Genomic DNA, 25,149 nt, shown 5'->3' with positions numbered 1-25,149 from the left:
TCGACGTCATGGCCCGATCTCCACGCCTCACCGAGGCCGAGCGCACGCTGTGGAACGCCTTCCCCGCCGGCGAGACCGTGGAGCTCGGTCCCGTCCCGTCCGGGCCGGACGCCGCGGCGGGCCACAACGCGCCCAAGGACGGCGACACCTGGGGCCCCGAGCGGACCGTCCGCGCCGAGGTGATCACCTCGTTGCTGCTGGGTGCCCGTGAGGCCGCGCCCGGCTCCGTCGCCGCCGTCCGGTTACGCGGGGCCCGGATCACCGGGTCCCTCGCCATCATCGGCGGCGCCGTCGGCCACGAACTCGACCTCAAGGGCTGCCACCTCGACGAACCCGTCCTGCTCACGGGCACCACCACCCGCTCCGTGCGGCTGACCGACTGCGCGCTGCCCGGCCTCAACGGCGGCGGCATGCGCGTCGCCGGACACCTCAGCCTGTCCGGCTCCACCGTCACCGGCACCGTTCGCCTCGCCCGCGCCCAGTTCGAGAGCGGGCTGTGGCTGGCCGGCACCCGCATCACCGCCGACGACGTCTGGGCGCTGTCCGCCGGCTCCATGGTGGTGGAAAGCGGTGCGACCCTGCGCAACGCCGACATCACCGGCGGAGTCCGCCTCGCCGGCAGCCGCGTCAACGGCGACCTCAACCTCGAAGGGGCCGTCCTGCGCAACCCCGGCGGGCGCGCCCTCAGCGCCGACGACATGGTCGTCGAGGGCGCCGTGCACTGCACCCGCGGCTTCACCGCGCTCGGCTGCCTCCGGCTGCGCGGCGCCCGCGTCAACGGCACCTTCTCCTTCCGCGGCATCGTACGCAGCCCCGACACCCCGTACGCGCTGCACGCCAGCCACATGGAGGTGCGCGAGTTCCTGCTCAAGCCCGCCGAACCCGTCGACGGCGTCGTCAGCCTCGCCTACTCCCGCATCGGCACCCTCGAGGATGACCCCGACACCTGGCCCGGCAGGCTGCGGCTCAACGGCCTCACCTACGACCGGCTGCGCGGCAGCGGCGTCGCCCGCCGCATCGACTGGGCCGGGCGCGACCCGGAGGGCTTCCGGCCCCAGCCGTACGAGCAGCTCGCCGCCTGGTACCTGCGCGACGGCAACGACGTGCTCGCCCGCCGCGCCCAGCTCGCCAAGCTCCGGGCCCGCCGCCGCACCCAGGGCCGCGGTCTGCGGGTGTGGGGCCGGCTGCTCGACATCACCGTCGGCTACGGCTACCGGCCGTGGCTGGCCGGGGTGTGGTTCGCCGTGCTGCTGCTGGCCGGCACCGTCTCCTTCGCCCTGAACCCCCCACGCCCCCTCAAACCGGACGAGGCCCCCGTCTTCGACCCGTTCGCCTACAGCTTCGACCTGCTCCTGCCGCTGCCGGCCTTCGGGCAACGCGAGATGTTCGACCCGGCGGGATGGACGCAGGGCCTCGCCTACGGGCTCGTCATCGCCGGCTGGATCCTCGCCACCGCCCTCATCGCCGGCGCCGCCCGCGTCCTCCGCCCCCAGTGACCATCGTCAGCACACCCTGGCACACCCGGTGGGCCTGTGTGGGACAGACCCGGCGCGTGTGAGTGGGGGGCAGGCCCGGTACGCCTGAGTGGGGCGGGCCCGGCACGCCTGGGCCGGGCGGGCCCGGCGCACCTGGCACGACCGACGCGCCTGAGTGGGGCAGGCCCGGCAGCCGCGTGCCCGCTTCCGGCGTGGCGGACACCCGCCTTGCGCAGCCGCAGCGGCTCGCGCTATTGATCGTCGATGGTCCTGGTGAATGTGGTGCGCGCTGTCGTGTTCGTCCTCGAGAAGGCCTCCCGCATGCGGATCGGCCAGGCATGGGACGACCCAGCGCTGGACGCGGCGCTCCCCGGCGTCCGGGCCGGGCGGCTCGACCAGGGGCTCGAACTCATCAGAGCCTCCCGCGGCGACAACGACCTGCGAGCGCTCCGGGTCCAGGAACTCGCGCGCGCCGCCAGATCGCACACCGACGCGCTGGCGCGGTTACCGGAGACCGACCCCGACGCCCTGCTCTGGCTCGGCGCGGCGCGCGTCAAGCACGCCTGGGACATCCGTGGCGCCTCTCTCGCGCGCTACGTGGGTCACGACCGTTTCGCCCGGTTCCACGAGACCCTGGAGACGGCCGAACCCCCGTTGCGCCGGGCGGCCGAGGCGCTGCCGGAGGATCCCGTGCCCTGGGCGCACCTCCAGTGGCAGGCGATCGGCGACCAGGCGGGCCGCCCGGCACTGGACAGCATCTGGAGAGAACTACACACCCGGGACCCGGCGCTCTACGCCGGACACCACGGCCGTGCCCAGGCGCTCTGCACGAAGTGGTACGGATCGGATGACGAGCTTCTGACGTTCGCGCGCGAAACCGTGGCCGCGTCCAGGCCAGGTGACCCGGTGACCGCCATCCTGCCCCTGGCCCACTTCGAGATCGCCTGGCAGGAGAACGACTACACCGGCCACGACGCCGACGAGGCCCTCCGTGCCCGCTTCCGGCGCCCGGACGTGTCCGGCGAGCTCATCGAGGCGGCGGACAGCTGGCGCACCGGCTCCCGGCCGCATCCCTTCGCCCCCGAGGCCATGCACCTGTTCGGAGCCGCCTTCTACTACAGCGGGCACCACAGCCGGGCGCAGACGCTGCTGACGAGCGCGGGCAGGCGCGTGCCGGAGACCCTGCCGTGGGCCGCCGCCTCCCTCACCCCCGGCCGCCGCTACGCCAGGGCCCGCCGCGAACTCGTCCTCCCCTGACCGGGCCACGGCAACACCACCGGCCCCCTGAACCCGCTGCTCGACCTTGGAAGCCGAGCTCGCGGTAGAGCAGCACCTTCAGCCGCTCCACACAGCACGTACGTGGGGAGCGGCCCGGAGCACAGGAGACGACGCGCGCCCTGGAGAGCAGCGCGCTCGGCCATGTGCCCCGGATGCGCCCTCCGCCGTCCGCATGGGGTCGAAACACCGATCAGCGCCCCGAAGAAGCCCAGGTCAGCGGTAGTTCACGAACTGCAGCGCGATGTCTAGGTCCTTGCCCTTGAGCAACGAGATGACCTCCTGCAGGTCGTCCTTCTTCTTGGAACTGACCCGCAGCTCCTCGCCCTGGATCTGCGCCTTGACGCCCTTCGGCCCCTCGTCGCGGATCAGCTTCGAGATCTTCTTGGCGTGCTCCTGGTCGATGCCCTCCTTCAGGCTGACCAGCATGCGGTACTCCTTGCCCGACAACTTGGGCTCACCCGCGTCCAGGATCTTCAGGGACAGCCCCCGCTTGATCACCTTCTCCTTGAACACGTCCAGCGCGGCGGAAGCCCGCTCCTCGCTGTTCGCCTTGATCTCGATGTTGTCCTGACCAGACCAGGCGATGCTCGCCCCCGTGCCCTTGAAGTCGAACCGGTGCCCGATCTCCTTGACCGTCTGGTTCAGTGCGTTGTCGACCTCCTGCCGGTCGATCTTGCTGACGATGTCGAAAGATGAATCGGCCAACACACACATCCTCTCAGCTGCCAACGCATGTCATCGGTGCCCGGCCCCGGGCCTCGCCGACCGCCCAGCGCATCCCACGAACACGGACCCAGCGAACGAGCCTAGCCAGCATCCAGTCCCCATGCAGCGCACCGGCCCGGCCCGCCCCCGACCGTCCCCGAGAAAGATCCCCTTCGGGACGAACCGGTGTCACGTCCACCCCGGAAGTCCGCTATTCTTCTGTCTGTCGCCGCGAGAGCGGATGGCACGGCAGGTTGCCCGAGTGGCCAAAGGGAGCGGTCTGTAAAACCGTCGGCTCAGCCTACGCAAGTTCGAACCTTGCACCTGCCACACCAGCAGAAAGAGGCCCTTCACCAGCGGAAACGCGGTGAGGGGCCTCTTTGTTCTGTCCGGCTGTCTACGACTGTCAGCGGACGTCCACGGCTGATCGTTCCCATTACGTTCCCATGGGATCAAGGAGCCATCACACGCACTCGGCTCCGGCTTGGCTCGAGGACAGAAGAGTGGTGGATGATCGCCCACGCGCATCCACCTCCCCGGTGAACACAGTCCGTAGATGCCTTCTGGATGCTCAGCGACGCCACCTGGCTGCGGCATGTCAACGGCCAGGTGGTGTCGCCGTTGGTGTCCAAGTTGAGGTCCCCGCTGCACCCCGGCCGAATCAGCACCCCGTCGGGGCCGAGTTGCTCGATCACATAGCCGCGCACGTCGTCACGTACGGCGTCGGCGTCCCAGCACGCGGTGCGCAGCAGCCGTTGCATCGTCTGGGGGACACTCAGCCCGGCGTATTCGGCAAGGTTCCAGCAGTTCTTGCGTTCCAGATCCGACAGCAGCCCGCGGACGTAGGCGGTGGGCGGTGCGACGCGGCTCGATGCGGCCGAAACGGTTCGCGATCCGGCCCATCAGGTCGTTGCAGGTGACCCTCCAGCCGTCAGGGTCTACAGTGTCGGCCACGGCCATCACGCGATCTTCAGATGTCTTCACAGACTCCGATTGATCGCGCGGTGGCCGCGAGCCACAGCGTAGACCCTGATGGGTCCTGGAACACGTCGGCGGGGCCTGGTGAGTCACCACCGGATCCCGGCCGAGGTGCCCGGCCCGGCGGCCGGGCCCGGTCGTCGGGTCACTTGACGGTGATCTGATGGGTGGCCTGGGCCGGTCCGGTCCCGCCATCCCCCGCATAGCTCGCGAGGTAGCTGTAGCTGCCGGCGTTGGCGGGCGTGTCGGTGAACGTGTACGTGCCGTCGGCGTTCACCCTCACCGGCGGGAGCTTGACGGTCTTACCACTGGTGCCCTTGACGTACAGGGTGCGCTGCACGGTGAGCGTGGACCCCGGAGAGGGCGGCCTGTCGCCCGCCGTCAGGACGCCGCTCAGCTCCACGGCCGTGCCGGCGACGCCGGCCTGCGGCCCTGTCAGGGTGAGCGTGGCTTCGCGCTTGACCGTCACGGTGACGGAGGCGCTGCTGCGGCGGTGGCCGTCGTCGCCGTCCCAGAACACCCAGTAGATCACCTCGCCGATGTACGGCGGCAGCTCGAAGACGGGCGTGTCCTGGAAGGTGAACGTGCCGTCCTGCCGCGTCGTCACGCCGGTGATCGGCAGTTTCGTCCAGCCGGGCAGGTACTGGATCACCGTGAGCGGCTTGAGCCCGAGCGCCTCGCCGTCGGCGCGGGTGAGCCGCCCCTCGACGGTGATCGGCGAGCCGGCGTACGCGTCCGCGGGGGCCGTCACCGTGAGCTTGGTGGCCGGTAGCGCGACGCCCGTCACCCGCCACAGCAGCAGCCGGTCCGTGGAGCTGCGCAGCAGTGCGAAGACGTCCGTGCCGGAGAACGCGACGCCGTCTGGGAGCAGTTCGGCGTCCGGCTGGTCGGCTGCGAACAGCTCCGCGCCCGTCGCCGCGTCGTAGAGGGTGAGGTCGGTGCTGCCCCACTGGCGTCCCGCGGCGAGGTAAGCGCCGCCCGAGCCGAGCGCCACGGCCGACGGATACCCGTCCCAGCCGTCGCCGTAGGTGCCGGTCGCCGCCAGGGTCCTGGTGTCGTACCTGGTGAAGTGACCGGGGGTGCCGGCCGCGCTGAACAGGGTGCCGCCGTCGGAGCTCAGGGTGAGGTCGCGCAGGTAGTCCATGCGCCACTCATCTCCGTCGATCGTGCCGCGCAGCGCGGGGGCGCCGTCACCGATGTCGTAGACCAGCATGTCGGCGTGGTGCAGGGCGGTCCGGCCGACCACGAGCGTGTCGCCGGCGGCCGCGAGCACGGGAGGTCGCAGGTGCTCGCCCCCGACCGCCACGGGCGCCGGGGCGCTCGCGCTGAGATCCAGGCCGACGACGCCGCCGGGGCCGTTGTCGCATCCGTGCCCCACCCACAGCCGCTCGCCCAGCAACGCCAGGGTGGACGGGCAGGGGTGGGCCGACAGGTCGATCCGGCGGGTGACGGCGAGGCTCGCGGTGTCGATCTCGGCGACCTCGTTCGAGCCGGTGAGAGCCGCGTACAGGCGGGTACCGTCCGCGTTCACGGCCAACTCTTGGACGCCGGGCAGGCCGGTGACGACACCGCCGGTGAGGTTTCCGTCAGTGCCGGCCACGATGATGCGGTCGCCGGAGGGAACGAACACCCGGCCGCCGCCGACGGCCAGGTCGGCGGTGTAGGCGTCGGTGACCCCGAGGTCGGTGGTGGTGCCGGCCGCCGAGGCGGCGGGGGCCGTGACGGTGAGCAGGCCGGTGATCAGGCCGGCGGCGCCGCAGTAAGCGGCTAATCGGCGAACCAGGGATGGGGACACGAGAGCCTCCTGCCGGGATGGGAAAATATGTTCTAATAACGTCTCATGGGTGCTCCCACGTCAAGATCATTCAGTCGCGCGACACCAAACCGTGATCAAGCACCCTCCGGGGTTAGAGACCGGGACGATTGTCGGTGCCCGCCGACATAGTCGTCGCCATGACGATTCCCCTCATGTGAGTCCGCACCGTCCGCGGCCACGAGCCGGCGCTGGACGGGATGACCCTGCGCTGCAGGAAGACCGGCGGCCAGCTGCTGGCGTCCGTGCCCAGGGCCGTGGTCCAGCCCGGTCAGTGAGCAGTTCGCGGCGCTGCTTGAGCACCTGGACGGTCACGAAAAGGGGTGCCGCCCCACCGTGGAGTCATGGATGCTGAACGGGCTGCCGGTGCCTGCCGGACTCCTCGCCGGGGTGTGGCCCGACCCCTGGTGGCGGGCCTGCCTGCGGCACCTGGTGGTTCCGCGTGGAGGGGCGGGCCGGGCTGCTGGAGGAGGTGCCCGAGGACGGGCGGGTGAGCGTCAGGACGGCGGACGGTCGGCGGTTCAGGGGGCACCAGGCCCTCGGCCCCGGCGAGCGGCGGGTTGGCCCGAACGGCCACAGGTTCCACGACGGCCGGGACTTCTGGTGGCACACCGGCACAACGACTGGGAGCCGCAGGGGCACCGCGTCGATCTAGCGACGGGGGAGCTCGCCGAGGAAGGGCTGCCGGAGTTCTTCGACCCCTCTCTGCTAGGCCAGGGCCGCCAGGAATACCCTGACCTGGCAGTTCTCGACCCGGCCGCACGTCCTCGCGCATGGCGTCGGCGTCCCACCGGGCGGTACGCAGCAACCGCTGCGGCCCGGCCAGCCCGGCATGCTCGGCCAGGGTCCAGCGGTTCTTACGGTCGAGGTCGGCCAGCAGACCGCATGTACGCGGTCGCGGCCCGGCGGGGCTCGACGCGGCCGAACCGGCCGCCGATCCGGGTCATCAGCTCGTTGAAGGCGACCATCCAGCCATCAGGATCTACGCTGTGGCTCGCGGCCACCGCACGATCTTTTGTTGTCTTCACCAACCACGAATGATCACGCGGTGGCTGTCGCCATGTGACCTCGACCCCTCAAGATCCCGAAGTGTCACTGGAGTATTAGGAGTTCGGACCTTGATCGGAAGGTGGGCAGCGTGGGGGCAGTTTGGGCAACTTACGACTGCGAGCATGAGGGATGGGCAGCGGCCGAGTTTTCGGACGGCAGGGTCTCAGTGGGCTCGGAAGCCGGCGGCACCGTGGTGGTGGGCTGGGACCCGGAGGGCGAGTCGGAACCGGCCGGCCTGCTGGATGGCCGTGATGCGGTCGGCTGGCGCGCGGTGTGCGAGTGTGGCTGGCGCGGCCCGATGTGGGCCCGAGTCGCCACCTCCGCCGAGCACGACATCGGGCGCCGCCGTGTCCACGCCGACCCCGGCCTGTATGGTGACGCCCCCGACGACGTCGAGAGTGCGCTCCGCCGCGAGTGGGCGGACCACGTGGGGCCAGCCGCGTTGGAGGGCTGGCCGGAGGCGTGATCAGCGAGCGTATAGCAGTGCCGCTCCACGACACCAGATCAAGACCGGGTCGCATCCCAGATGCGACGCATGGCCTCCTTGTCTTGGCCATGGACGCATTTTGCGTACACGCGGTGGAGCACTGCAACGCTGTGGCCTGCCCATTCAGCCACTTGGGGGGCGGGAACTCCTGCGTTGAGCCAGGTGGAGACGGCGGCATGGCGTAGGGCGTACGGCACTGCCATCAGCGGTGAGTTGGCCTCTGCTTCAGTGAAGGCCTTGGCTCTTGCCTCGTGGAAGACCTTCAGGTATGCGCGGTCGGTCATGAGCCCGCCGCGAGGGCCGATGAAGATACATCCACCGGGGCCGGTGCCGAACTGTCGGATGTGCTCCCGTAGGAGCGAGCCCAGTTCTGGGTGAACCGGCACACTGCGAGTTTCTCCGTGGGCACGATGCTTCAGTTCGCGGCGTTCGCGGACCTTGCCGCTGTTGGTCCATCGGCTCCCGGCGCGGGGTTCGGCATTGGTGAGCCGCATCTCACCCCAGTCATCCTCCGGGAGGCTGATGAGGTGGCATTCGCGCAGGTCCACCACCTCCTCGGGCCGCAGGGCGGCGAAGTACATGCAGGCGAAGAACGCCTTCATCCGCCTTCCACGCTCGCTGTGGGCCTCCACGGCGGCCAGAAAGCGGCGCGCCTGGTTGATGTTGATGACCACGCGTGGGTCGACCATGGCGAGAGTGCGAGGCTTGGTCCACTTCACCGTCTTGAGGGGGTTGAGCGGGAGCACGCCGATCTCTATGGCGTACTCCATGGCGTTGTTCAGCACCATCCGCTTGCGGTTGGCAGTGTTCGCGGCGGCCGGCTTTCCGTCCTTGGTCTGGCTGATTCTCGCGAGCACGCCGCGCATGAGGAGCGCGCCCTTTCCCGATTGGGTGAGAGCGGACATCGGCGTCGTGTGGGACTCCAGCCAGTCCATGATTTCGGACAGCTCAGCCGGTGGTCGGCCGCAGTCCCGGATGCGGCTGACGGTTTGCGTACCGCGGCACTGCTCGGCGCCCTGTCTGCTCTGATCATCCTGGTGGGTTGGTGGCTCGGCGGCAGAACTGGAATACAGATCGCCGTCCTGGTCGCGCTCGTCAGCAACGGCGTCGCCTACTTCTTCTCCGACAAGATCGCACTGTCGGCGATGCATGCACAGCCTGTCGGCCCCGGTGACTGGCCCGCGCTGCACCAGATGGTCCGCGAACTGTCGGAGGAGGCGCGCCAGCCCATGCCCCGGCTGTACGTTTCGCCGATCCTGCAGCCGAACGCGTTCGCCACCGGACGCAATCCGCGTCATGCCGCAGTCTGTGTGACCCGTGGGATCGCCCAGTTGCTGAACGAACGCGAGCTGCGCGCGGTCCTCGGGCACGAACTGTCGCACGTCTACAACCGCGACATCCTGATCTCTTCCGTGGCTGGGGCCCTGGCCACAATGGTCACTTACCTGGCCTACATGGCCGGGTTCTTTGGCGGGGGCGACGATGACGAGGGTCCCGGCTTCCTCGGTACCCATCCTGATGATGGTCCTCGGGCCGGTGGCGGCCGCCATGATCCAGATGGCCATCTCCCGGGCGCGGGAGTACCAGGCCGACGAGTCCGGCGCCCGGCTGACCCGTGACCCGATCGGGCTGGCCAGTGCGCTACGGAAGATCGATGCGGGCACCCGGCAACTGCCGCTGCCGGAGACCGGTCGGCTCTCCTCGACCTCGCACCTTATGATCGCCAACCCATTCCGTGGCGGAGGCATCGGGAGGCTCTTCTCCACTCACCCACCGATCGCCGACCGGATCGCACGGTTGGAGGCCATGGCCGGTTACCGCCGCTGATCTTGCTGTGCTCGAAGCCGGCGGGTAGTTCCCATCACCCGCATCGTCAAAAGCGTGGTGGCGTACAAGCTCGCCGCTCCCCTTCTCAACGGGCTCACCTAGGCAGAGGCACGCGGTACGGCGGGCGCAAGGCCATCGCGAGCGCGGCGGCCGGTAAGGTGATCGCGGGCGTCACCGGCGGACCAGGCGGGCACTCTGGCCACCACCGCCATCACGGCCGCATCCGCTTCCTCGACCATCGCGCGGCCGATCAAGCACGCTCCCTTGCCCGCCCGGCAGTGTGGATGGGTCCTGGCCCCGGGGCGGGAACTACGGGTCCTTCTCGTCCCGCCAGCCGCCGGGTTCGGGATGGTAGCCGTAAGCGGCGGCCCGCACCGTGTGCTCGTCCTCCAGCCCGGAGCCGATCGCGCCGCCGACGGTGGCCAGCGAGCTGATGATCCAGGCCAGGATCAGGGAGTCGGTGAAGTCGACCGGCCGCTGCAGGGTCTGTTCCAGCACGGACGTGTCGATCAGCAGCGCCGCGGCGAGTATCGTTCCGGCGAACAGCACCAGATAGGACACCGCGGCGGCCAGGGTGAGGGTGAGAATCGTGCCCAGGTTGAACAGCCGGGCCAGCTCAGCCGGTGTCTCCCGGTCCGGTTTCTCCCATAGGTCGTGCGCAATGATCAGCCAGGCCACCAGCGCGGTCAGCCCGAGAAGCATGATCACGGTGAGGCGGAGTCCGCCGAGCGTATCGCCCATCCGCCAGATGGTGTTGGTGGTGAGCGCGAACGCGGCCGTGCCAAAGGCGCCGACCAGCAGTTTGGACAGGCCCAGCAGGGCGCGCCCCGGGCGGTTGGCCCGGACCATTCCGGTCAGCAGCCGCACCCGGCCGATCAGCCGCGAAGCGACGTAGCGCAGTTCCCCGGCATCAACCTCGCCGACCACCCGGTGAACGGCGGCAAGCCGGCCGGCCAGCTCAGCCGGTGCCCCGCCGGACGGCGGCACCCGCTCCTCGGAAGCGTCAGCGAGTAGCCGGCCCACGAGATCCGGAACGGCTGCACGGACCGCTCGCAGCTGGCGCAGCCCGAGCGCGGGCAGGGACACCGTCGCGACTCGCCGCCGGGTGGACGCCTGCGCGACCAGCGGCACCCGCTCGGTGTGCAGCGGCAGGTCGGTCAGGCAGATCGCGACGTCCCACCCGGCGTCGGCACGCCGGTGGGCAAGATCGTCGAGCAGCGCCTCAACGCCGCCGTCGCGGCGGGGAGCCACGTCACCCCAGCCTTCCCGGACGGTCCACCGCACGTCCGGGCCCACCCGCTCGGCGAGCCGGTCGGCAAGCTCGGCGGTGAGTCGCGCAACCAGCTGCGCCGGGTAGTCGGGTGGGGTCGCCACGAGCCCGACGACGATCTCCGGCCGATGCTGTTCACTGGTGGCCATGGGGTGCTCCTCGCCGGTAGCCGGGCGGAGTCCCAGGGATTACTACCCGCGGTCGCACGCCACATGCGCCCTTGTATCGGGTCATGCTCGTACGGCCGTCAAGCAGGCGGCCATGCGCCTCGACGTTACTGCCGAGCCGCGACCGCTTCGACGTAGACGGGCCGCTGAGCGCGACGGCTGGTGGAAGATCTTAGGCGCCATGGCGCCGCCCCGGTGATGATGCGGCCTTTGCGGAAGGCGGGGCCGGGCGCGGGATGTGCAGCCCGTCGTGGATGGTAATCCAGGCGACGTGCACTTTCGTGCCTGGATTCGCTGGTGTCATCGGTTTTGTCAGGGGCAAGGGGCTGAGGACGCGGGGGCGTCAGCAGATCGGGGGCCGCCTGCGGCGTACGCAGATACCACCGCAATCTTTGTTAGGACGCATGATGACCGACAGATTCGCCCGTGCGCTCGGGTGGACCAGCCTCGTGCTGGGCACGGCGCAAGTGGCAGCGCCCAGGGCCGTGACCCGCCTGTGCGGCGTCGACGACGCGCCCGGGGCCACGACCGTCGCCAGGCTCGTCGGCGGGCGCGAGCTCCTGCACGCCGCGCTGCTGCTCGGCACCAAGAACCCCGCCCAGTGGGCGTGGACCAGGGTCGCCGGCGACACGATGGACCTCGGCATCCTCGGGAGGGCCGCCGCCAACCGCACGGGCACTCGCCGCGCCCGCGCCCTGGCTGCTCTCGGCGCGGTCGCCGGGATCGCCGCCCTCGACGCCGCCTGCGCCCGGCGCGGCACCGCCAAGGCCAAGGGCCCGCTGCAGGTGCGCGCCTGCATCACCATCAACAAGCCGCGTGAAGAGGTCTACCGCTTCTGGCGGGACCTGGAGAACCTGCCCTCCTTCATGATCCACCTGGACTCGGTGCGCACCCTCGACCAGCGCCGCTCCCACTGGAAGGCCAAAGGCCCGGTCGTCAAGCTGGAGTGGGAGGCCGAGATCATCGACGAGCGGGCCGGCGACCTCATCGCCTGGCGGTCCGTGCCAGGCACCGGAATCTCCACCGCCGGCCTGGTCAGCTTCACCGACGGGCCCGGCGGGCGCGGCACCGTCGTGGACGTCTCACTCGAGTACGGCGCGCCCGGCCGCAAGCTCGCCGCCGCCGTCGCCCGGATGTTCGGCGAGCACCCCGAGCAGCAGGTCCGCGACGACCTGCGCCGCTTTAAACAGGTCATGGAGACCGGCGAGGTGGTCCGCTCCGAGGGCAGCCCCGAGGGCCACCGCGCCCTGCGCCAGCTCCGCCAGCGTCCCGCACAACCGATCGGAGGACGGGCATGAAGGCCAACGTGTGGACGGGCCGCAACCACCTGGAGATCCAAGACGTCCCAGACCCGCGGATCCTCAACGCGCGTGACGCGATCGTCCGCGTCACCTCCACCGCGATCTGTGGCTCCGACCTGCACCTCGTGGACGGCTACATCCCGACCGTCAAGAAGGGCGACGTGCTCGGCCACGAGTTCATGGGCGAGGTCGTCGAGGTCGGCCCCGGCGTGCGCAACCTGCGCGCCGGCGACCGCGTCGTGGTGCCGTTCCCGATCGCCTGCGGTGCCTGCTTCGCCTGCGAGGCCGAGCTGTACTCGCTGTGCGAGAACTCCAACCCCAACGCCGGGATGGCTGAGAAGCTGATGGGCCACTCGCCCGCCGGTATCTTCGGCTACTCCCACATGCTGGGCGGCTTCCCCGGCGGGCAGGCCGAGTACGTGCGCGTCCCGTTCGCCGACGTCGGCCCCATCAAGATCGAGGACGACCTGCCGGACGAGAAGGTGCTGTTCCTGTCGGACATCTTCCCCACCGGCTTCATGGGCGCGGAGATGTGCGACATCAAGCCGGGCCAGACGATCGCGATCTGGGGCGCGGGGCCTGTCGGGCAGTTCGCCGCGGCCAGCGCGTTCCTGCTCGGCGCCGACCGGGTCATCGTCATCGACCGGTTCTCGTACCGGCTGCGGCGGGTCCAGCGGACCGGCGCCGAGGTCCTCAACTACGAGGAGGTGAACGTGCTGGACGCGCTGCGCGACATGACCGGCGGGCGCGGCCCGGACGCCTGCATCGACGCCGTCGGCATGGAGGCCCACCACCCGACCCCGGTCATGTACGCCTACGACCGCACCAAGCAGGCCGCCCGGCTGGAGACCGAGCGCCCCTACGTGCTGCGCGAGGCCATCATGGCCTGCCGCAACGGCGGCGTGGTGTCCGTCATCGGTGTCTACGGCGGTTTCGTGGACAAGTTCCCGATGGGCACCGTCATGAACCGGTCCCTGACCATCCGCACCGGCCAGTGCCACGTGCAGCGCTACACGGGGCCGCTGCTGGACCGGATCCGCGCGGGCGAGATCGACCCGAGCTTCGTCATCTCGCACCGGATGCCGCTCAGCGAGGCACCGCGCGCGTTCGAGCTGTTCAAGAACAAGCAGGACGAGTGCAACAAGGTGGTCCTCACTCCGTAGCGCCGGCCTTCGCGGCCCAGAACCAGTTCCACTCGATCTCCGCGGTGCCCGCTGCTCCGCCAGGTAGGCGGCGAAGGGGGCACGCCCGGCGGCGTCACCAAAGGGCGGTGTGCTGCTGGAACGTCACGAGGAGAAGGACGCCGCATGACCACCCCGGGCCGCTCGACTACTGCGGGCTCTTCCTACGCGGCGCCAGCCACGAGGCCGCGATCGAGCTGACTGCCCGTGCCACCGGCGCGACACGCGATGGTTGCCTGCTGCGCGTCGGCACCATAGAGATCGAGATCCGGCGCAACGACAACTGCACTCAGGATGGAGGCGACTTCCCCACTTGGCCGATCAAGATGGATATCGAAAGAGGGCACGCTACTGGCCACCATGTCGTCGAGACGGTGTCGAAGATTCTCACCTCCGTCTGGCAGGCAGGTCATGACGCAGTCGCTGCCTGCGATTACGAAGACGAACTTCCCGAACTCGGCGGATACCGCCGCTACCGAGACTGACCACCCACCCGATCCACAGGTATTGACACTTGCTCATCTCTTTTCTGGCCGTGCAAACCTCGATCGTTCCCAATGCGTCCCCATCAGGCCCCACCTCGCAGAAGAACAGCAGGTCAGGCCCTGGTTGCGCCGGGACTGTAAAACCGTCGGCTCAGCCTACGCAAGTTCGAACCTTGCACCTGCCACACCAGCAGAGAGAGGCCCTTCACCAGCGGAAACGCGGTGAAGGGCCTCTCTCGTTGTGTCCGACTGTCCATGGTCATCAACGGCGGGCTACGACCATCCGCGGCCAATACGCGGCCAAGTTCTGCAGCGTTGTTTGCCCTTGTCTCGGTGGCGCGGTAACTGACGGCGTGGTGCCACGTCCGATGGTGGGCGCATGACGTGACGGGCCACGCGCGGAACCGTCCCCGCGTGCACGGGGAGCACTCCGGGATAGACCACGGCAGGTACGGCCAGGCGGGACCATCCCCGCGTGCGCGGGGAGCACTCGCGCTCCACCTCGGCCAGGACGTGCTGGGCGGGACCATCCCCGCGTGCGCGGGGAGCACAGGGGCGGCCAGCGGGGCGACCACACCGTGACGGGACCATCCCCGAAGCCGCGTCGGCGTCCGACGTAGCCTTGTTACCGCCCTCGGCTCAGGCGGGCTGCGCGATTGTCACATCCCGCCACACTCTCGGCCTGCTCGCCGCGCCCCGTACACACCTGAAGGCCATGGACGAGGTGGACGGCGCACTGCTGCTGCTGCGGGCGCCAGCCACGCTGAGCCCTGACAACGCCTGGTGCGAGCACGATTCCGCAGGAGCAATCCGCGTCGTGGGCTCAGGTGCCGCCACACCTGTGGATATCCACGGGCCCGCCACGCGAGCCCGGATTCCTCACGTTGCCGGCCGCGATGACTGGGAAACGAGCCAAGGAACCACCACCAGCGCCATCAGGTCGAGCCAAAGATGCAGCGCGATCGGAAGGAACAGATTCCCACTCGACAGATAGACAGTCGCCAGTAGAAAGCCAATCAATCCGGTTCGAAGTATGCCACGGAGCCCCTGATATGCATGGGCGAACCCGAAGGCGGCCGACGACACGACCACGGCCATCCATGTCGGCACGGCGAAGGAGCCCACCAGCAAAGCGGTGAGAAACCCGCGGTAGAACAGCTCCTCCGCCACCGCCGACACCACGACCAAAGAAAGGACTGCGTACAGGTCCTCGCTCGACTGCAGCATCAGCGGCCGGTCAGGACGCGTGGCGATGATTGCCGAACCTCGCCGACGCGCTACTACCACGGCGATGGGAATACTGGCCACTGCACCCATCGTGATGGACGTCAGGAGAAACGCTGAGGCGGACGGCGTTCTGAAGCCGAGGTCGTTCAGCGTGAAGCGCGGATCGAGGAACAGCCACCCGCCGACGGTCAGGCAAATAAGCAACCAGCGTAGGTTTCGACGGTGAATGTACCGGGCTCGTGTGCGGTGGGAGGGGTTGGACAAGGCTAGAAGTCGCTGGAAATTTCTAAGTCCATATATGGGTAGTATTATCACGACGTATATAAGTAAGCCGAGCGCGAGCGCGGCGGCCGCCACCCCACGGTACAGATCCATCTCAGACCTCTCTGTGTTTACACGCGCCCGACTCGGCAGCTATCCACTGATCCTTTTCACCACCGCATTCCGAGCCCCGGCCGCTACCCGATAGAAATCGCGAAGTTCGTTGAGTCGAGGACGGAGGTCCTCATCCAGGATTCGTGCAGGATCGCCACCGCAGGCGGACTCCACGGCTCGATAGTGGCTGCTGACGAGGTCGGCGAACGAGACCCGCGCGAGGTAGGCGGCAACCCGGCACACCCGGGCGGCATCAATCGAGATCAGCATGCCGCCTGCGGTGGTCTGACTCGTTAGGCCACCCACGATCGCCAGCTCGGCGTCGCCGTGTCCGGACCATCCGTTTCGATCGCCTGCCAGCAAAGTCTGCAGCAGATCCCAGGACTGCCCAAGGTCCAATGGGTCACCCACGGCCGCGGCGGCCGGGTTCGGTTGCGCGGCATCCGCTTCAACCCGGTAGAGGGTAAGTACAGCGCTCATGGCTTCCTGCTCGGCATCGGCGCACTAGTTGCTGTAGACGAGGCGGCGGTGGGCGAGATTGGGGTCGAACCTCGGTTTCCCCCAAGGCAGCACTGGTGCGAGGGCCGTGTGGACCCGCTCCACAGCCGCGTCGGTGTACTCCTGCAACGTTGCCGTCGCCCGCAGAAAGACCCTTCCTTCGGAAAGGGTCTCAACAGCGGTGAATGCACCGCTGTTGGTCAAGTGCGCCAGCCCGCCTGCGGCTTCCAGAACGCACGGATTGATCACCATGACCCATGAGTAGCCTCTCAGGGAGCTGTCGCTCCGCGGACGAGTGTCCTCCTCGAAAAGGCCCAGCGACCTTTCCAGGGCGCTCGCCGGAGGCTGTGCATCGTCGGCGACGAAGCCGAATTGCACCGAGTGCCGCTCGGCATGCTGGCGGAGCACTGCGGCGAGATTTTCCGGCAACGGAGCGTCATCTGTGACGACCGACTCCGTCAACCAGGCCTCGGCCGTCAGGGTCATCCATTCGGGTGCGTCCGCGAACCGGTGGGCGGCTATTTCCAGCCTTGGAAATCCCACGCTTCCGTCAGCCTGCCTGCCCGCCAGCACGAGTGACATCTCTTCCGGCCGCTCTAGCCCTGCCTGCAGAAAGGTGCGATAGTGTTCCGGCACCCCGTCATACTCTTTCACGGCTCTGCGCCCTCGGCGCAGCGAAACAATGCGCAGCATTGAGTACAGATCAACGTTCGCCCGACGAATCTGATCCGACGTCGATCCGAAGAGATCGTCGGTTACATAGGCGAGAACAGTTTCCGTCCAGTCGGACACGAGTTCCCGGAATTCCGCGCCCTGGGCAGGTGTTCGGTGATCGACGAGCACCGCCAAACCGGCATCCATGTCATCCTCCTCCGCACGCGAAGGTCCATGGAGGACCCGCGCAGGTTCAGGCCTCGGAAGCCTCGGCTCGGCGATTACGGCTTCCGAGGTCTGAACAGTCGTCTATATATTTTGCCGGAATACTATCCTATTGCACTGCCGCACCTCCGGATAATGCGCCTCCAAGGAAGGCTAGCCCTGCAAGCAGTCCCGCTACGGCACCTTGACCGACCGCGCCCCAGTCAACACTCGGAGCCTGCCATTGTGGCGCGCTGAATGGAGCGGGGCCTGGCGCCGCAGTAGGCACCGGAACCGGCCCTGGCACTGGCACGGGATGCGGGCCGGCTGGCCTCGGCGGATTTATCTTGCTGATCCGATAGACCTCGACGCCATTACCTCGCGAACTGACGGATATGAACTCGCGTGGGTTAGATCTGTTCACGCCGCCCCGTGGAGACAGGCTGAACCCAAGCTCGACTATCCGGTTGTCCCCCTTCTCGCGTAACTGCTTCTGTAGGTACTTGATGTAGTTTCGTAGTTGCGCCGACGCTTGCTGCTCGGCGGGGCTCCCCGCGTGCTTGACCTCCCAGATGTAAACTTTGTCTTCCGTCCCGTAGAGCACATCGGCGTAACCGGGCTTCTTCTCCGGATTGTCGTAGGAGCCTCCGCGGATGTAATTGTCCGTACGTGAGGTGGTGACCTTGCCCCGGCCGCCATTGGTCATGAGGTCGTGCAGGCGCAGATACATCGCGGTAAGGTCGAAGGCTGTCTCGTGCGGCTCTATATATATGTCCCACCACTTGCGCTCTTCATCTTCTTTGGCTGCCTTTGCCGCCGCCGCGGACACCTGCTTGCCGTACTCTTCGGGCGACATGTCGATGGGGATGTGCCCGTCGAGTTCGACGTTGCTAATCGGATTGCCGTCTGTAAAGGCGTAGCGGTTGGCGGTCCAGGGGTCGAGGCCGAGGCTCAGGTCGTCGAGGGCGCCGTTGTAGGTGTCGCGGAGGAGGAAGCGGTTGAGGCCGGGGTTGTAGTCGCGGAACCCCATGTCGTACATGCCGGTGGAGTTGTCCCAGCGCTTGCTGTTGAAGCGGTAGGGGTTGTACTCCTCCTTGGCGGTGGGGTCGACGGGGTCGGGTTTGTCGATGCCGGTGAAGAGTTTGTCGTCGTTCTTGCCGTAGGCGGTGTAGCCGTAGGTGGCGCGGGTGTCGCCCGTTTCCGAGGTGATCTGTTCGACGTCGGTGTGGGGGTTGTAGCCGTAGTAGGAGGACTCTTCGCCTGAACCCAGGATTATTATGTCATCAGGTTTAGTTCAATGAGGCTTTTTCATCCCCCTGACGGCAGGGCGCTGGTCACAGCCTGATCGCGAGCTTGGCGATCGCCTGACGACGTAAGAAACCCCTGGTAGATGGATTGATCACCACAACCAGATCCGTCACAACCAGGGGCCTCGGATGCTGTTTTATCGTGCTGCCGTCGATTTGTCGCGTTCAACGTTGAACTACGTTGCCGGGGTGATCCGCCGGCATCGTAAGGCGATCAAGTCGGCCTGGCGGCTGCTCAACCCGGGACAGCAGGCCCTGCTGGTGCTGGTTCACCTGCGCAAGGGCGAGACGTTCACCGAGCTGGGGGCCGGGTTCGGTGTCTCCACCGCGACCGCTTGGCGGTATGTGGAGGAGGCCGTGATGCTGCTGTCGGCGCGTTCGCCCAAGATCGGGCAGGCGTTGCGCAAGGCCTGCCGGGATGGAGTGCACTACCTGGTGCTGGACGGCACTCTGATCCGCACCGACCGGGTCGCCGCCGACCGGCCGTACTTCTCCGGAAAGCACCGCGTGCACGGGATGAACATCCAGGTGATCGCCGCACCGGACGGGGCGATCCTGTGGACCTCGGGGGCGCTGCCGGGCAGGACGCACGATCTCAGCGCTGCCCGGATCTGGGGCATCCTGAGGGAACTGGAACGGGCCGGGATCGTTGTCTTGGCGGATAAGGGCTACCAGGGTGCCGGTGGTCCGGTCATCACGCCCTACAAGGGCAGAGATAAGCCCGCCTCTCAGAAGCGGGCCAACCGATCACACGCCCGCCTTCGCGGTCCAGGCGAACGCGCCAACGCCCAGCTCAAGACCTGGCGCATCCTGCGGAAGCTCCGCTGCTGCCCACTCAAGGCTGGGCACCTCTGCAAGGCCATCGCTCTTCTGCAGAACTACGAAGTCGCCCGAGGATGAAAAGAGGTCAATGAAGGATTGAGAGATAGCTGTACGCGCCGCAGATTAAGATTGATACTTTCGACTCTAACGGTTATTTCGGTCCCAACGTCGGGCATTCGACCTGCATGGTCTTCTTCGAACTCGGATACAGGAACCAACCCCACGACGTCCTCGTCGACCTTGACGAAAGCGCCAATAGGAACCACTTTCACAACAGGCCCTGTCAAAATAGTCCCGAGCATCGTGAGCGCAAAATGTTGCAAGGGATCTACGCTCAGGGCTTTCATCGAAAGCCGGACCTGTCTGTGCTCAAAATCCACCTGAAGCACCACTGCGACCACCTCTTGCCCTACCCGCACCACATCGGATGGGTCATCAAACTGTTTCCATGACAGGTTCGGGACACTGATATACCCTTCAATACCACCGAGATCGACAAACACGCCCGACCTGGATATTGATGTGACCACAGCTTTCACAACTTGGCCATCCAGCAGGGAGTCGAGCGACGCGTGCGATCCACCATTACTCATGAATTCTCCATTTCGCTGAATTATCCAAGGCCTCGGTGTGCAACATATCCGACGCGAGCCGCGTCGGATATGTTGCACACCTCCTATCGTGACCAAGTCTCATGCACAATGAGCTAGGTAAAGGAATAGCTCATCGCAGTGTACGCCTCTGACGCCGCTCGCGCTAGTCCGTCCAGGCATACCCCCCATAGTAATTGATCCATTGCGATTTCGCGATATAAGAATTGAAGCGAGGAATCTCGGCCCTTGGAATAATCCATTGATATTCGCCAGGCTTATTGTCGTGCGTCCTGCGATAAATCTCAGGAGGGAACGCCTTGAGGAATCCCGGCTTCATTTCATATTCATAGTATCCATCCTCATAATCAGCAGTTCCTGCGTACTGCTTAGCTACGCTCGCGGAGTCGCCCAGGTATGCGGTTCCAGGGTGACGTCCAGTGTCTGGATGATTATTTGGATTTAGGCCGAACGCCTCCGTTGCCTTGTTGCCTTTATGCGGTGAGCGATAAAGGTAATACGGGTCATCTTCGTCTTGATTTACGGAAGTCTTCTGGCTGCCCTCGCAGCCAGCCGCACCCGGGGAATCGCCACAGGTCAACGTCAGAATGGTGAGCAGCGATCCAGCCAAGCCAAGAATCGAGCCGAAGATGCGCCCGGCAGTACCCACTGGTTTCACCGGCCCGGTTTCTGGTGCCGTTACCGGCAACCTCGGGGCTGTAACCGGAGGAACGCCGAGGCTGGAGTCTGGTTTGCTCGCGTGCGAAGCCACCGGCTTCCGCGGGAGATTCACATTGTGACTTCTACTGCAAGTGCCGGGATTCCTCTCACACTGCCAGTACCGGTCGTAATTGAACGTCTCCGGGTCGAACTTAGGGTTGTGCCACGGACGTGGTTCATGGCCGTCGAGTTCGATGTTGGTGATGGGGTTGCCGCCGGTGAAGGCGTAGCGGTTGCTGGTCCAGGGGTCGAGGCCGAGGCTCAGGTCGTCGAGGGCGCCGTTGTAGGTGTCGCGGAGGAGGAAGCGGTTGAGGCCCGGGTTGTAGTCGCGGAACCCCATGTCGTACATGCCGGTGGAGTTGTCCCAGCGCTTGCTGTTGAACCGGTAGGGGTTGTACTCCTCTTTGGCGGTGGGGTCGACGGGGTCGGGTTTGTCGATGCCGGTGAAGAGTTTGTCGTCGTTCTTGCCGTAGGCGGTGTAGCCGTAGGTGGCGCGGGTGTCGCCGGTTTCCGAGGTGATCTGTTCGACGTCGGTGTGCGGGTTGTAGCCGTAGTAGGAGGACTCTTCGCGGTTGTCCTCGGTGAACTTCACCTGTGACAGGCGTTCGCCCCAGGGCGAGTACTGGAAGGATTTGACGAGTTTGCCGGCCACCTCTTCGTCCAGGACTTCGGCGGACAGGCCGAGGTAGGAGTAGGTGGTTTTGGCGGAGGCGGTGCCTTCCTTCTCGGTCTTCGTGGTGGTGCGGTCGAGGGGGTCGTAGGTGTACTTGGTGACCGTGGAGGTGGCGCCGTCGCCGCCGAGCTTCTCGTGCCGGGTGACGTGGTCGAAGCCGTCGTAGGTGTACTTCTCCCAGATCTTGCCGCCGCCCTGGATGGTGCGGAGCCGGCCGTACGGGTCGTAGGTGTAGGTGCTGGTGGCTCCGTCGGTGACGGAGGTCATGAGGCGGTTGCGGTCGTAGGTGAAGGTGGTCTTCTTGCCGAGGACCGTCTCTTCGTGGACGTTGCTGTTGGCGTCGTGCCAGTACGTCTCGGTTTCGGCCGCTCCGCCGGCGACCGGGGTCTTGACTGTTTTGGCGATGCGGTCGCGGGGGTCGTAGGTGTAGGTGTACTCGTGTTCCAGGTACGAGCCGGGTGAGTCCGCGTTCTGGATTTTGGCGTGGTCGCGGGCGCGGTGCAGGTTGCCCTGGTAGCCGAGGGTGTGTTCGGCGACCACGGTGGCGTTGGGCTTCTTTTCGAGGGAGTGGCGTAGGACGCCGGACAGGAAGTAGTCGTAGTCGACGGTGTTGCCGTTGGCCTTGGTCTCCTTCAGGCGTTCGGCGCGGGGGGTGTAGGTGTAGCTGGTGGTCTTGGGCTGGGTGTCGGTGGCCGACTTCTTGTTGACGACCTGCTCGATCAGATCGCGGATGTCGTAGCCGTAGGTGGCCAGCGTCTTGTCGTGGGTGCGCTCCACCACCGCGCTGTTCTCGTTGTAGCGGTAGGCGGTGGTGTTCTTCAGGACGCTGTTGAGCTTCTCCTGGATCTGGTCGATCTGGTTGAGGTTGGTGTAGGTGATGCCCCACAGGTCGATCTTGGCTGTGGGGGACCTGTCCTCGATCTTGGTGAGGTTGGCGTTGGAGTCGTAGGTGTAGGTGAAGTCCTTGGTCTCGGTGTCGGTGTCGCCGGCGTTGTCGCGGACGAGTTTGACGGCGTCGGCGACGACGGTGCCGTTGGCGTCGTCGGTCAGTTTGACCGAGCCGGTGTTGCCGGCGGTGAAGGTGTAGGCGCCGAGCTCGACCCAGGTGCCGGGGTTCTTGGTCTGGTCGATCGTGACGTCGGCGGTGCCGCCGTCGTGGGTGACGGTGTATTTGGCGTTGGTGGCGGTGGCGCCGGCGGGGTACTGGGCGTAGAGCTTGTAGCTGCCCGCGCTCGGGGTGGTCAGGCTCCAGGTGAAGCTGCCGGCGCCGGTGCCGGCGGGGGCGACGGCGTAGTCGTAGCCGACGAAGCCCGAGGTCGCGGCGACTGTCGGGCCGACGATGTTGGACGAGGAAGTGCCGCCGCCGGTGGTGGTCCAGGAGCCGACCGCGGCGACCTGGCCGGTGTCGGAGTTGTCGCCGAGCACGACGTCGAGACCGAGGGGGACGCCGTCGTCGGAGTGGGTCTTGAGCTTGCCGTCGGGGTAGTACGACCAGTCCAGGGCGCGCTGGGAGGAGCCGCCTGCCGAGGTGACGGTGCGGTTGGTCTGCAGGCCCAGGTCGTTGTAGTCGTAGGTGGTCTTGATGTCCCACGGGTCGGTGGTGGTCTTGGACCAGCCGTTGTCCCAGTACGACATGGTGGAGACGTTGCGGACGGTCTGCCCGTGCGAGGGCGGGTGGGAGATCTCCTTCAGCCGGGAGACCGCGTCGTAGGCGTACAACACGCTGTCGGGCTTGTTGTAGACCGGGTCGTCCGGGTCGAAGGGGTAGATCTCCTCGGCCGGCCGGTTGAGCTTGTCGTACTTCGTCTCGTGGATGAAGTCGGCCGGGTCTTCGGGGGTCTCCACGCCGCGCGGGGTGATGGTCTTGGTCTTGTTGCCGACCTGGTCGTAGGTGAACTGGGTGGTGACGTATTTGACGACGCCGTCGGTCTCGGAGTGCGGGACCCGCGTTTCGGTGACGTCGCCGCGCTTGTTGTAGACCGTGATGGTCTTGTTGTTCTCCTGGTCGGTCTGGCCGACGACTAACCCGTCGAGGTCGTAGTCGGTGGCCGTCAGGTAGCCGGCGGCGTCCTTGGCGGTCTTGACACGGTGGTTGCGGTCGTAGGTGTAGATCGCGGTGTAGTCGCCGGTGTCGGTGGTGGCGTTCTTGCGCGGGTCGATGACCTTGGTGACGTTGCCGACGTTGTCGTAGACGTAGGTGAGCTTGTGCTGGTCGGCGTTGATGACGTCGGTCAGCTGGTAGATCGGGTCGTAGACGTAGGTGGTGGTGAAGTCGGCCGCGGTGGCGCCGGACAGGTTGCCCTTGGGCTCTGTCTGGGTCTTCAGGTTGCCGGCCAGGTCCCAGGTGAAGGTGGCCTTGCGCTCTGGTCGGTCGGCGGTGTCCTTGGGCAGGTTCGACTCGAGGAGCTGGTCGGCCTCGTCGTAGACCGCGGTGGAGACGGCGCCGTTCGGCGCGGTCATCTTCGTGACGTTGTCGTTGCGGTCGTATTCGGGCGCGGGGGTGACGATGAACTTCGGCGTGGCCGCGTCCTGGTCCTTCGGGACCTTCGACTCGAGCGGGCGTTTGAAGATGTCGTACGTCTGCGTCGTGGTCTTGCCGAGAGCGTCGGTGACCGACCGCACGTTGCCCCGAGCGTCGTAGGCGGTCGTGGTGGTGTTGGTGTAGGCGTCGGTGATCTTCTCCGGGTAGCCGGAGGGGTGGTAGTCGCTGAAGACGGTGGGGTTGCCGTTGGCGTCCGCACTCCCAGCGAATTCACAGCAAACCGCAGCCATACAACTTCTTGGGTAAAACGGCCCCTACCAGCAACGCAGCAGGCCGCAGGCGATCATGCCTTGACTCCGGTCGGCTGCCATGTCTAGATCAATCTGGTCAACACACTGGAGGTGGCACACGTGACCATCACGCGGCAGCCGCGGTCGTGACACAGCAGCCTTCAACACCGACGGCCCGTACTCATCAGGCCCGCACGATGAAGACAGCGGCGGTTGTGGCAGGCATTCTCCAATTGGTGCTCGCGGTCGCCCTGATCGGCATCCCAGGCATCTCGACGACACTCCACCCCGTCCATGAACCGGGCGAGACCACCGTCACCCCGCCCCAAGCCGCGGTCGTCCGTCAGTCCATGGCCTCCTTCTCCGGGCCGACACCGCACCCCTCCGCGTCCTCCTCGCCCAATCCGCCATCAGTCACTCCCCGACAGATGGGCTCGACCTCGCACCGCCCCGTGCCGACCACGCCATCACCGGCCTCCAGCGTGGCGGGAACACACAACCGCAGTGACCGGCCGGTCTCCGGGGCCCCTTCGCGCCGCGCCCGGCCGCTGCCCACTCCACAGGCGACCAACAAGCGCGTGCCCCAAGTACGCAGCATTCGCCCATCCCCGAACCAGCACAAGCGGGGCCCAGACTTCCACCAACATCCTGGCCCAGCGATCCGCCCTGAACCCAGACACACAACATCGGCGGTGCCCCTGCATCCGACTCCAGCGCATGGGCACCGGGTAACTGCGAACCCGGATCCTGGCCCTCAGTTCATCCACCAGAACCAGAGTGCGCATGCGCGAGGAGGGCGGCCGCCCTGACAGTGACGAACCGATCAGCCCCAACCCGGGCCGCTTGTCGATTCGCCTCCTCAGGGGAAACCGTCAACCTCTTCGCAGCCAACGTGGTCACAACCGCATGCCGGGATGGTCCCCGCACAGCGGAGCGTCGTCATCGCCACCTTGTGCCTTGCGGCCTGGGCGCTGGGACAAGCCCGGGCATGCGGAGATGGTTCAAAGGACCGGCGAACGCGTAGTCGTCGCCACCGCAATGCTCCGGGGCCTATGGGACGCTCTCAGGCAACCCGTGGATGGCAAGCCGCATGGCGTCTGAGGCCTGTTACGGCGAAACGCGGCCAAGGAATGGTCGGTCGAGGAGTTTCTGCAGGTCAGGGCGCTATCGCGACGGGTCTGTAAAACCGTCGGCTCAGCCTACGCAAGTTCGAACCTTGCACCTGCCACCAGCAGTAGCTGCAGGTCAGAGGCCCTGCGGGGCCTCTTCTGCGTTTCAGGGGTGTGCAGC

Annotated in this window: 19 protein-coding genes, 1 tRNA gene and 2 pseudogenes; 10 read left to right on the top strand and 12 right to left on the bottom strand. The window is 66.8% G+C overall.

The features are described 5' to 3' along the window. Window positions 1-8: 8 nt before the first annotated feature. Entirely contained in the window at window positions 9-1,496 is a 1,488-nt protein-coding gene (locus tag CXR44_RS13565) for a hypothetical protein (RefSeq protein ID WP_101786204.1), read from the top strand. A gap of 243 nt (window positions 1,497-1,739) precedes the next feature. Then, window positions 1,740-2,732 carry a hypothetical protein gene (locus tag CXR44_RS13555; protein ID WP_101786201.1) on the top strand — a complete coding sequence of 331 codons (993 nt, stop codon included), beginning with the start codon at window positions 1,740-1,742 and terminating at the stop codon, window positions 2,730-2,732. Between the two features lie 234 nt (window positions 2,733-2,966). Here the strand turns inward: CXR44_RS13555 and CXR44_RS13550 are convergent, their stop codons facing one another. Beyond that, window positions 2,967-3,461, bottom strand: coding sequence for a YajQ family cyclic di-GMP-binding protein (locus tag CXR44_RS13550; RefSeq protein ID WP_101786199.1), 495 nt, complete (start codon window positions 3,459-3,461; stop codon window positions 2,967-2,969). Window positions 3,462-3,706: 245 nt separating this feature from the next. Between CXR44_RS13550 and CXR44_RS13545 the strand changes: the two genes are divergently transcribed. Beyond that, window positions 3,707-3,788: transfer RNA gene (locus CXR44_RS13545), tRNA-Tyr, on the top strand. A 329-nt stretch (window positions 3,789-4,117) separates the two neighbouring features. On the opposite strand, the pseudogene CXR44_RS40880 reads toward CXR44_RS13545, so the two are convergent. From CXR44_RS40880 to CXR44_RS40875, 3 genes and pseudogenes are all read right to left on the bottom strand, one after another. Beyond that, window positions 4,118-4,361 (bottom strand): annotated as a pseudogene (locus tag CXR44_RS40880) (transposase); the annotation flags it as partial. Window positions 4,362-4,581: 220 nt separating this feature from the next. Then, window positions 4,582-6,231, bottom strand: coding sequence for a hypothetical protein (locus CXR44_RS13540; RefSeq protein WP_101786197.1), 1,650 nt, complete (start codon window positions 6,229-6,231; stop codon window positions 4,582-4,584). A gap of 738 nt (window positions 6,232-6,969) precedes the next feature. Continuing rightward, window positions 6,970-7,217, bottom strand: a pseudogene (locus CXR44_RS40875) (IS701 family transposase); the annotation flags it as partial. A 248-nt stretch (window positions 7,218-7,465) separates the two neighbouring features. Here CXR44_RS40875 and CXR44_RS13530 point away from each other — a divergent pair. After that, a complete protein-coding gene (locus CXR44_RS13530; RefSeq protein ID WP_101786192.1) occupies window positions 7,466-7,765 on the top strand; it encodes a hypothetical protein in 300 nt (99 codons plus the stop codon). A 38-nt stretch (window positions 7,766-7,803) separates the two neighbouring features. Here CXR44_RS13530 and CXR44_RS13525 read toward each other — a convergent pair whose 3' ends face one another. After that, window positions 7,804-8,475 carry a tyrosine-type recombinase/integrase gene (locus tag CXR44_RS13525; protein ID WP_101786609.1) on the bottom strand — a complete coding sequence of 224 codons (672 nt, stop codon included), beginning with the start codon at window positions 8,473-8,475 and terminating at the stop codon, window positions 7,804-7,806. A 456-nt stretch (window positions 8,476-8,931) separates the two neighbouring features. Between CXR44_RS13525 and CXR44_RS42155 the strand changes: the two genes are divergently transcribed. Together CXR44_RS42155 and CXR44_RS42150 are read left to right on the top strand one after the other, a co-directional pair. Next, window positions 8,932-9,405 carry a M48 family metalloprotease gene (locus CXR44_RS42155; RefSeq protein WP_425437417.1) on the top strand — a complete coding sequence of 158 codons (474 nt, stop codon included), beginning with the start codon at window positions 8,932-8,934 and terminating at the stop codon, window positions 9,403-9,405. Further along, entirely contained in the window at window positions 9,335-9,613 is a 279-nt protein-coding gene (locus CXR44_RS42150; protein ID WP_425437414.1) for a M48 family metalloprotease, read from the top strand. Before CXR44_RS42155 ends, CXR44_RS42150 begins: the two co-directional genes overlap by 71 nt. Window positions 9,614-9,922: 309 nt before the next feature. On the opposite strand, the gene CXR44_RS13515 is transcribed toward CXR44_RS42150, so the two are convergent. Continuing rightward, a complete protein-coding gene (locus CXR44_RS13515) occupies window positions 9,923-11,032 on the bottom strand; it encodes a DUF2267 domain-containing protein (protein ID WP_101786190.1) in 1,110 nt (369 codons plus the stop codon). Window positions 11,033-11,454: 422 nt separating this feature from the next. Here CXR44_RS13515 and CXR44_RS13510 point away from each other — a divergent pair, with 422 nt between their 5' ends. The 3 genes from CXR44_RS13510 (at window position 11,455) to CXR44_RS13500 (ending at window position 14,017) form a co-directional block, all read left to right on the top strand. Continuing rightward, window positions 11,455-12,348, top strand: a complete 894-nt coding sequence (locus CXR44_RS13510; protein WP_101786188.1) for an SRPBCC family protein — start codon at window positions 11,455-11,457, stop codon at window positions 12,346-12,348. Then, a complete protein-coding gene (locus CXR44_RS13505; protein ID WP_101786186.1) occupies window positions 12,345-13,514 on the top strand; it encodes a zinc-dependent alcohol dehydrogenase in 1,170 nt (389 codons plus the stop codon). The genes CXR44_RS13510 and CXR44_RS13505 overlap by 4 nt, the downstream gene beginning before the upstream one ends. A gap of 107 nt (window positions 13,515-13,621) precedes the next feature. Continuing rightward, window positions 13,622-14,017: a hypothetical protein gene (locus CXR44_RS13500; protein ID WP_101786184.1), complete on the top strand. Its 396-nt coding sequence runs from the start codon at window positions 13,622-13,624 to the stop codon at window positions 14,015-14,017. An 879-nt stretch (window positions 14,018-14,896) separates the two neighbouring features. Here the strand turns inward: CXR44_RS13500 and CXR44_RS13490 are convergent. The 4 genes from CXR44_RS13490 to CXR44_RS40125 all read right to left on the bottom strand — a co-directional run bounded on the left by CXR44_RS13490 (window position 14,897) and on the right by CXR44_RS40125 (window position 18,104). Beyond that, the gene (locus CXR44_RS13490) at window positions 14,897-15,448 is read right to left on the bottom strand and encodes a CPBP family intramembrane glutamic endopeptidase (RefSeq protein ID WP_180903383.1); all 552 of its coding nucleotides are present in this window, start codon (window positions 15,446-15,448) and stop codon (window positions 14,897-14,899) included. Window positions 15,449-15,658: 210 nt separating this feature from the next. Beyond that, a complete protein-coding gene (locus tag CXR44_RS13485) occupies window positions 15,659-16,099 on the bottom strand; it encodes a DUF1877 family protein (RefSeq protein WP_101786178.1) in 441 nt (146 codons plus the stop codon). Between the two features lie 24 nt (window positions 16,100-16,123). Beyond that, the gene (locus CXR44_RS13480) at window positions 16,124-16,978 is read right to left on the bottom strand and encodes a hypothetical protein (RefSeq protein WP_101786176.1); all 855 of its coding nucleotides are present in this window, start codon (window positions 16,976-16,978) and stop codon (window positions 16,124-16,126) included. 127 nt (window positions 16,979-17,105) lie between these two features. Next, window positions 17,106-18,104: an RHS repeat-associated core domain-containing protein gene (locus CXR44_RS40125; protein WP_245899156.1), complete on the bottom strand. Its 999-nt coding sequence runs from the start codon at window positions 18,102-18,104 to the stop codon at window positions 17,106-17,108. Between the two features lie 307 nt (window positions 18,105-18,411). Between CXR44_RS40125 and CXR44_RS13470 the strand changes: the two genes are divergently transcribed. Further along, the gene (locus CXR44_RS13470) at window positions 18,412-19,182 is read left to right on the top strand and encodes a transposase family protein (protein WP_101786174.1); all 771 of its coding nucleotides are present in this window, start codon (window positions 18,412-18,414) and stop codon (window positions 19,180-19,182) included. On the opposite strand, the gene CXR44_RS13465 is transcribed toward CXR44_RS13470, so the two are convergent. Beyond that, the gene (locus CXR44_RS13465; protein WP_101786173.1) at window positions 19,161-19,697 is read right to left on the bottom strand and encodes a S1 RNA-binding domain-containing protein; all 537 of its coding nucleotides are present in this window, start codon (window positions 19,695-19,697) and stop codon (window positions 19,161-19,163) included. The two genes, CXR44_RS13470 and CXR44_RS13465, sit on opposite strands and share 22 nt — an antisense overlap. A 163-nt stretch (window positions 19,698-19,860) precedes the next feature. Next, window positions 19,861-23,859 (bottom strand): golvesin C-terminal-like domain-containing protein, encoded by a 3,999-nt coding sequence (locus CXR44_RS13460; RefSeq protein ID WP_101786172.1) that lies wholly within the window; start codon window positions 23,857-23,859, stop codon window positions 19,861-19,863. Window positions 23,860-25,149 lie beyond the last annotated feature (1,290 nt).

The organism is Nonomuraea indica (assembly GCF_002850745.1).
GTDB lineage: Bacteria > Actinomycetota > Actinomycetes > Streptosporangiales > Streptosporangiaceae > Nonomuraea > Nonomuraea indica.
Note: the sequence above shows the minus strand (reverse complement) of the source record. Positions and strands in the feature narration are given on the sequence as shown.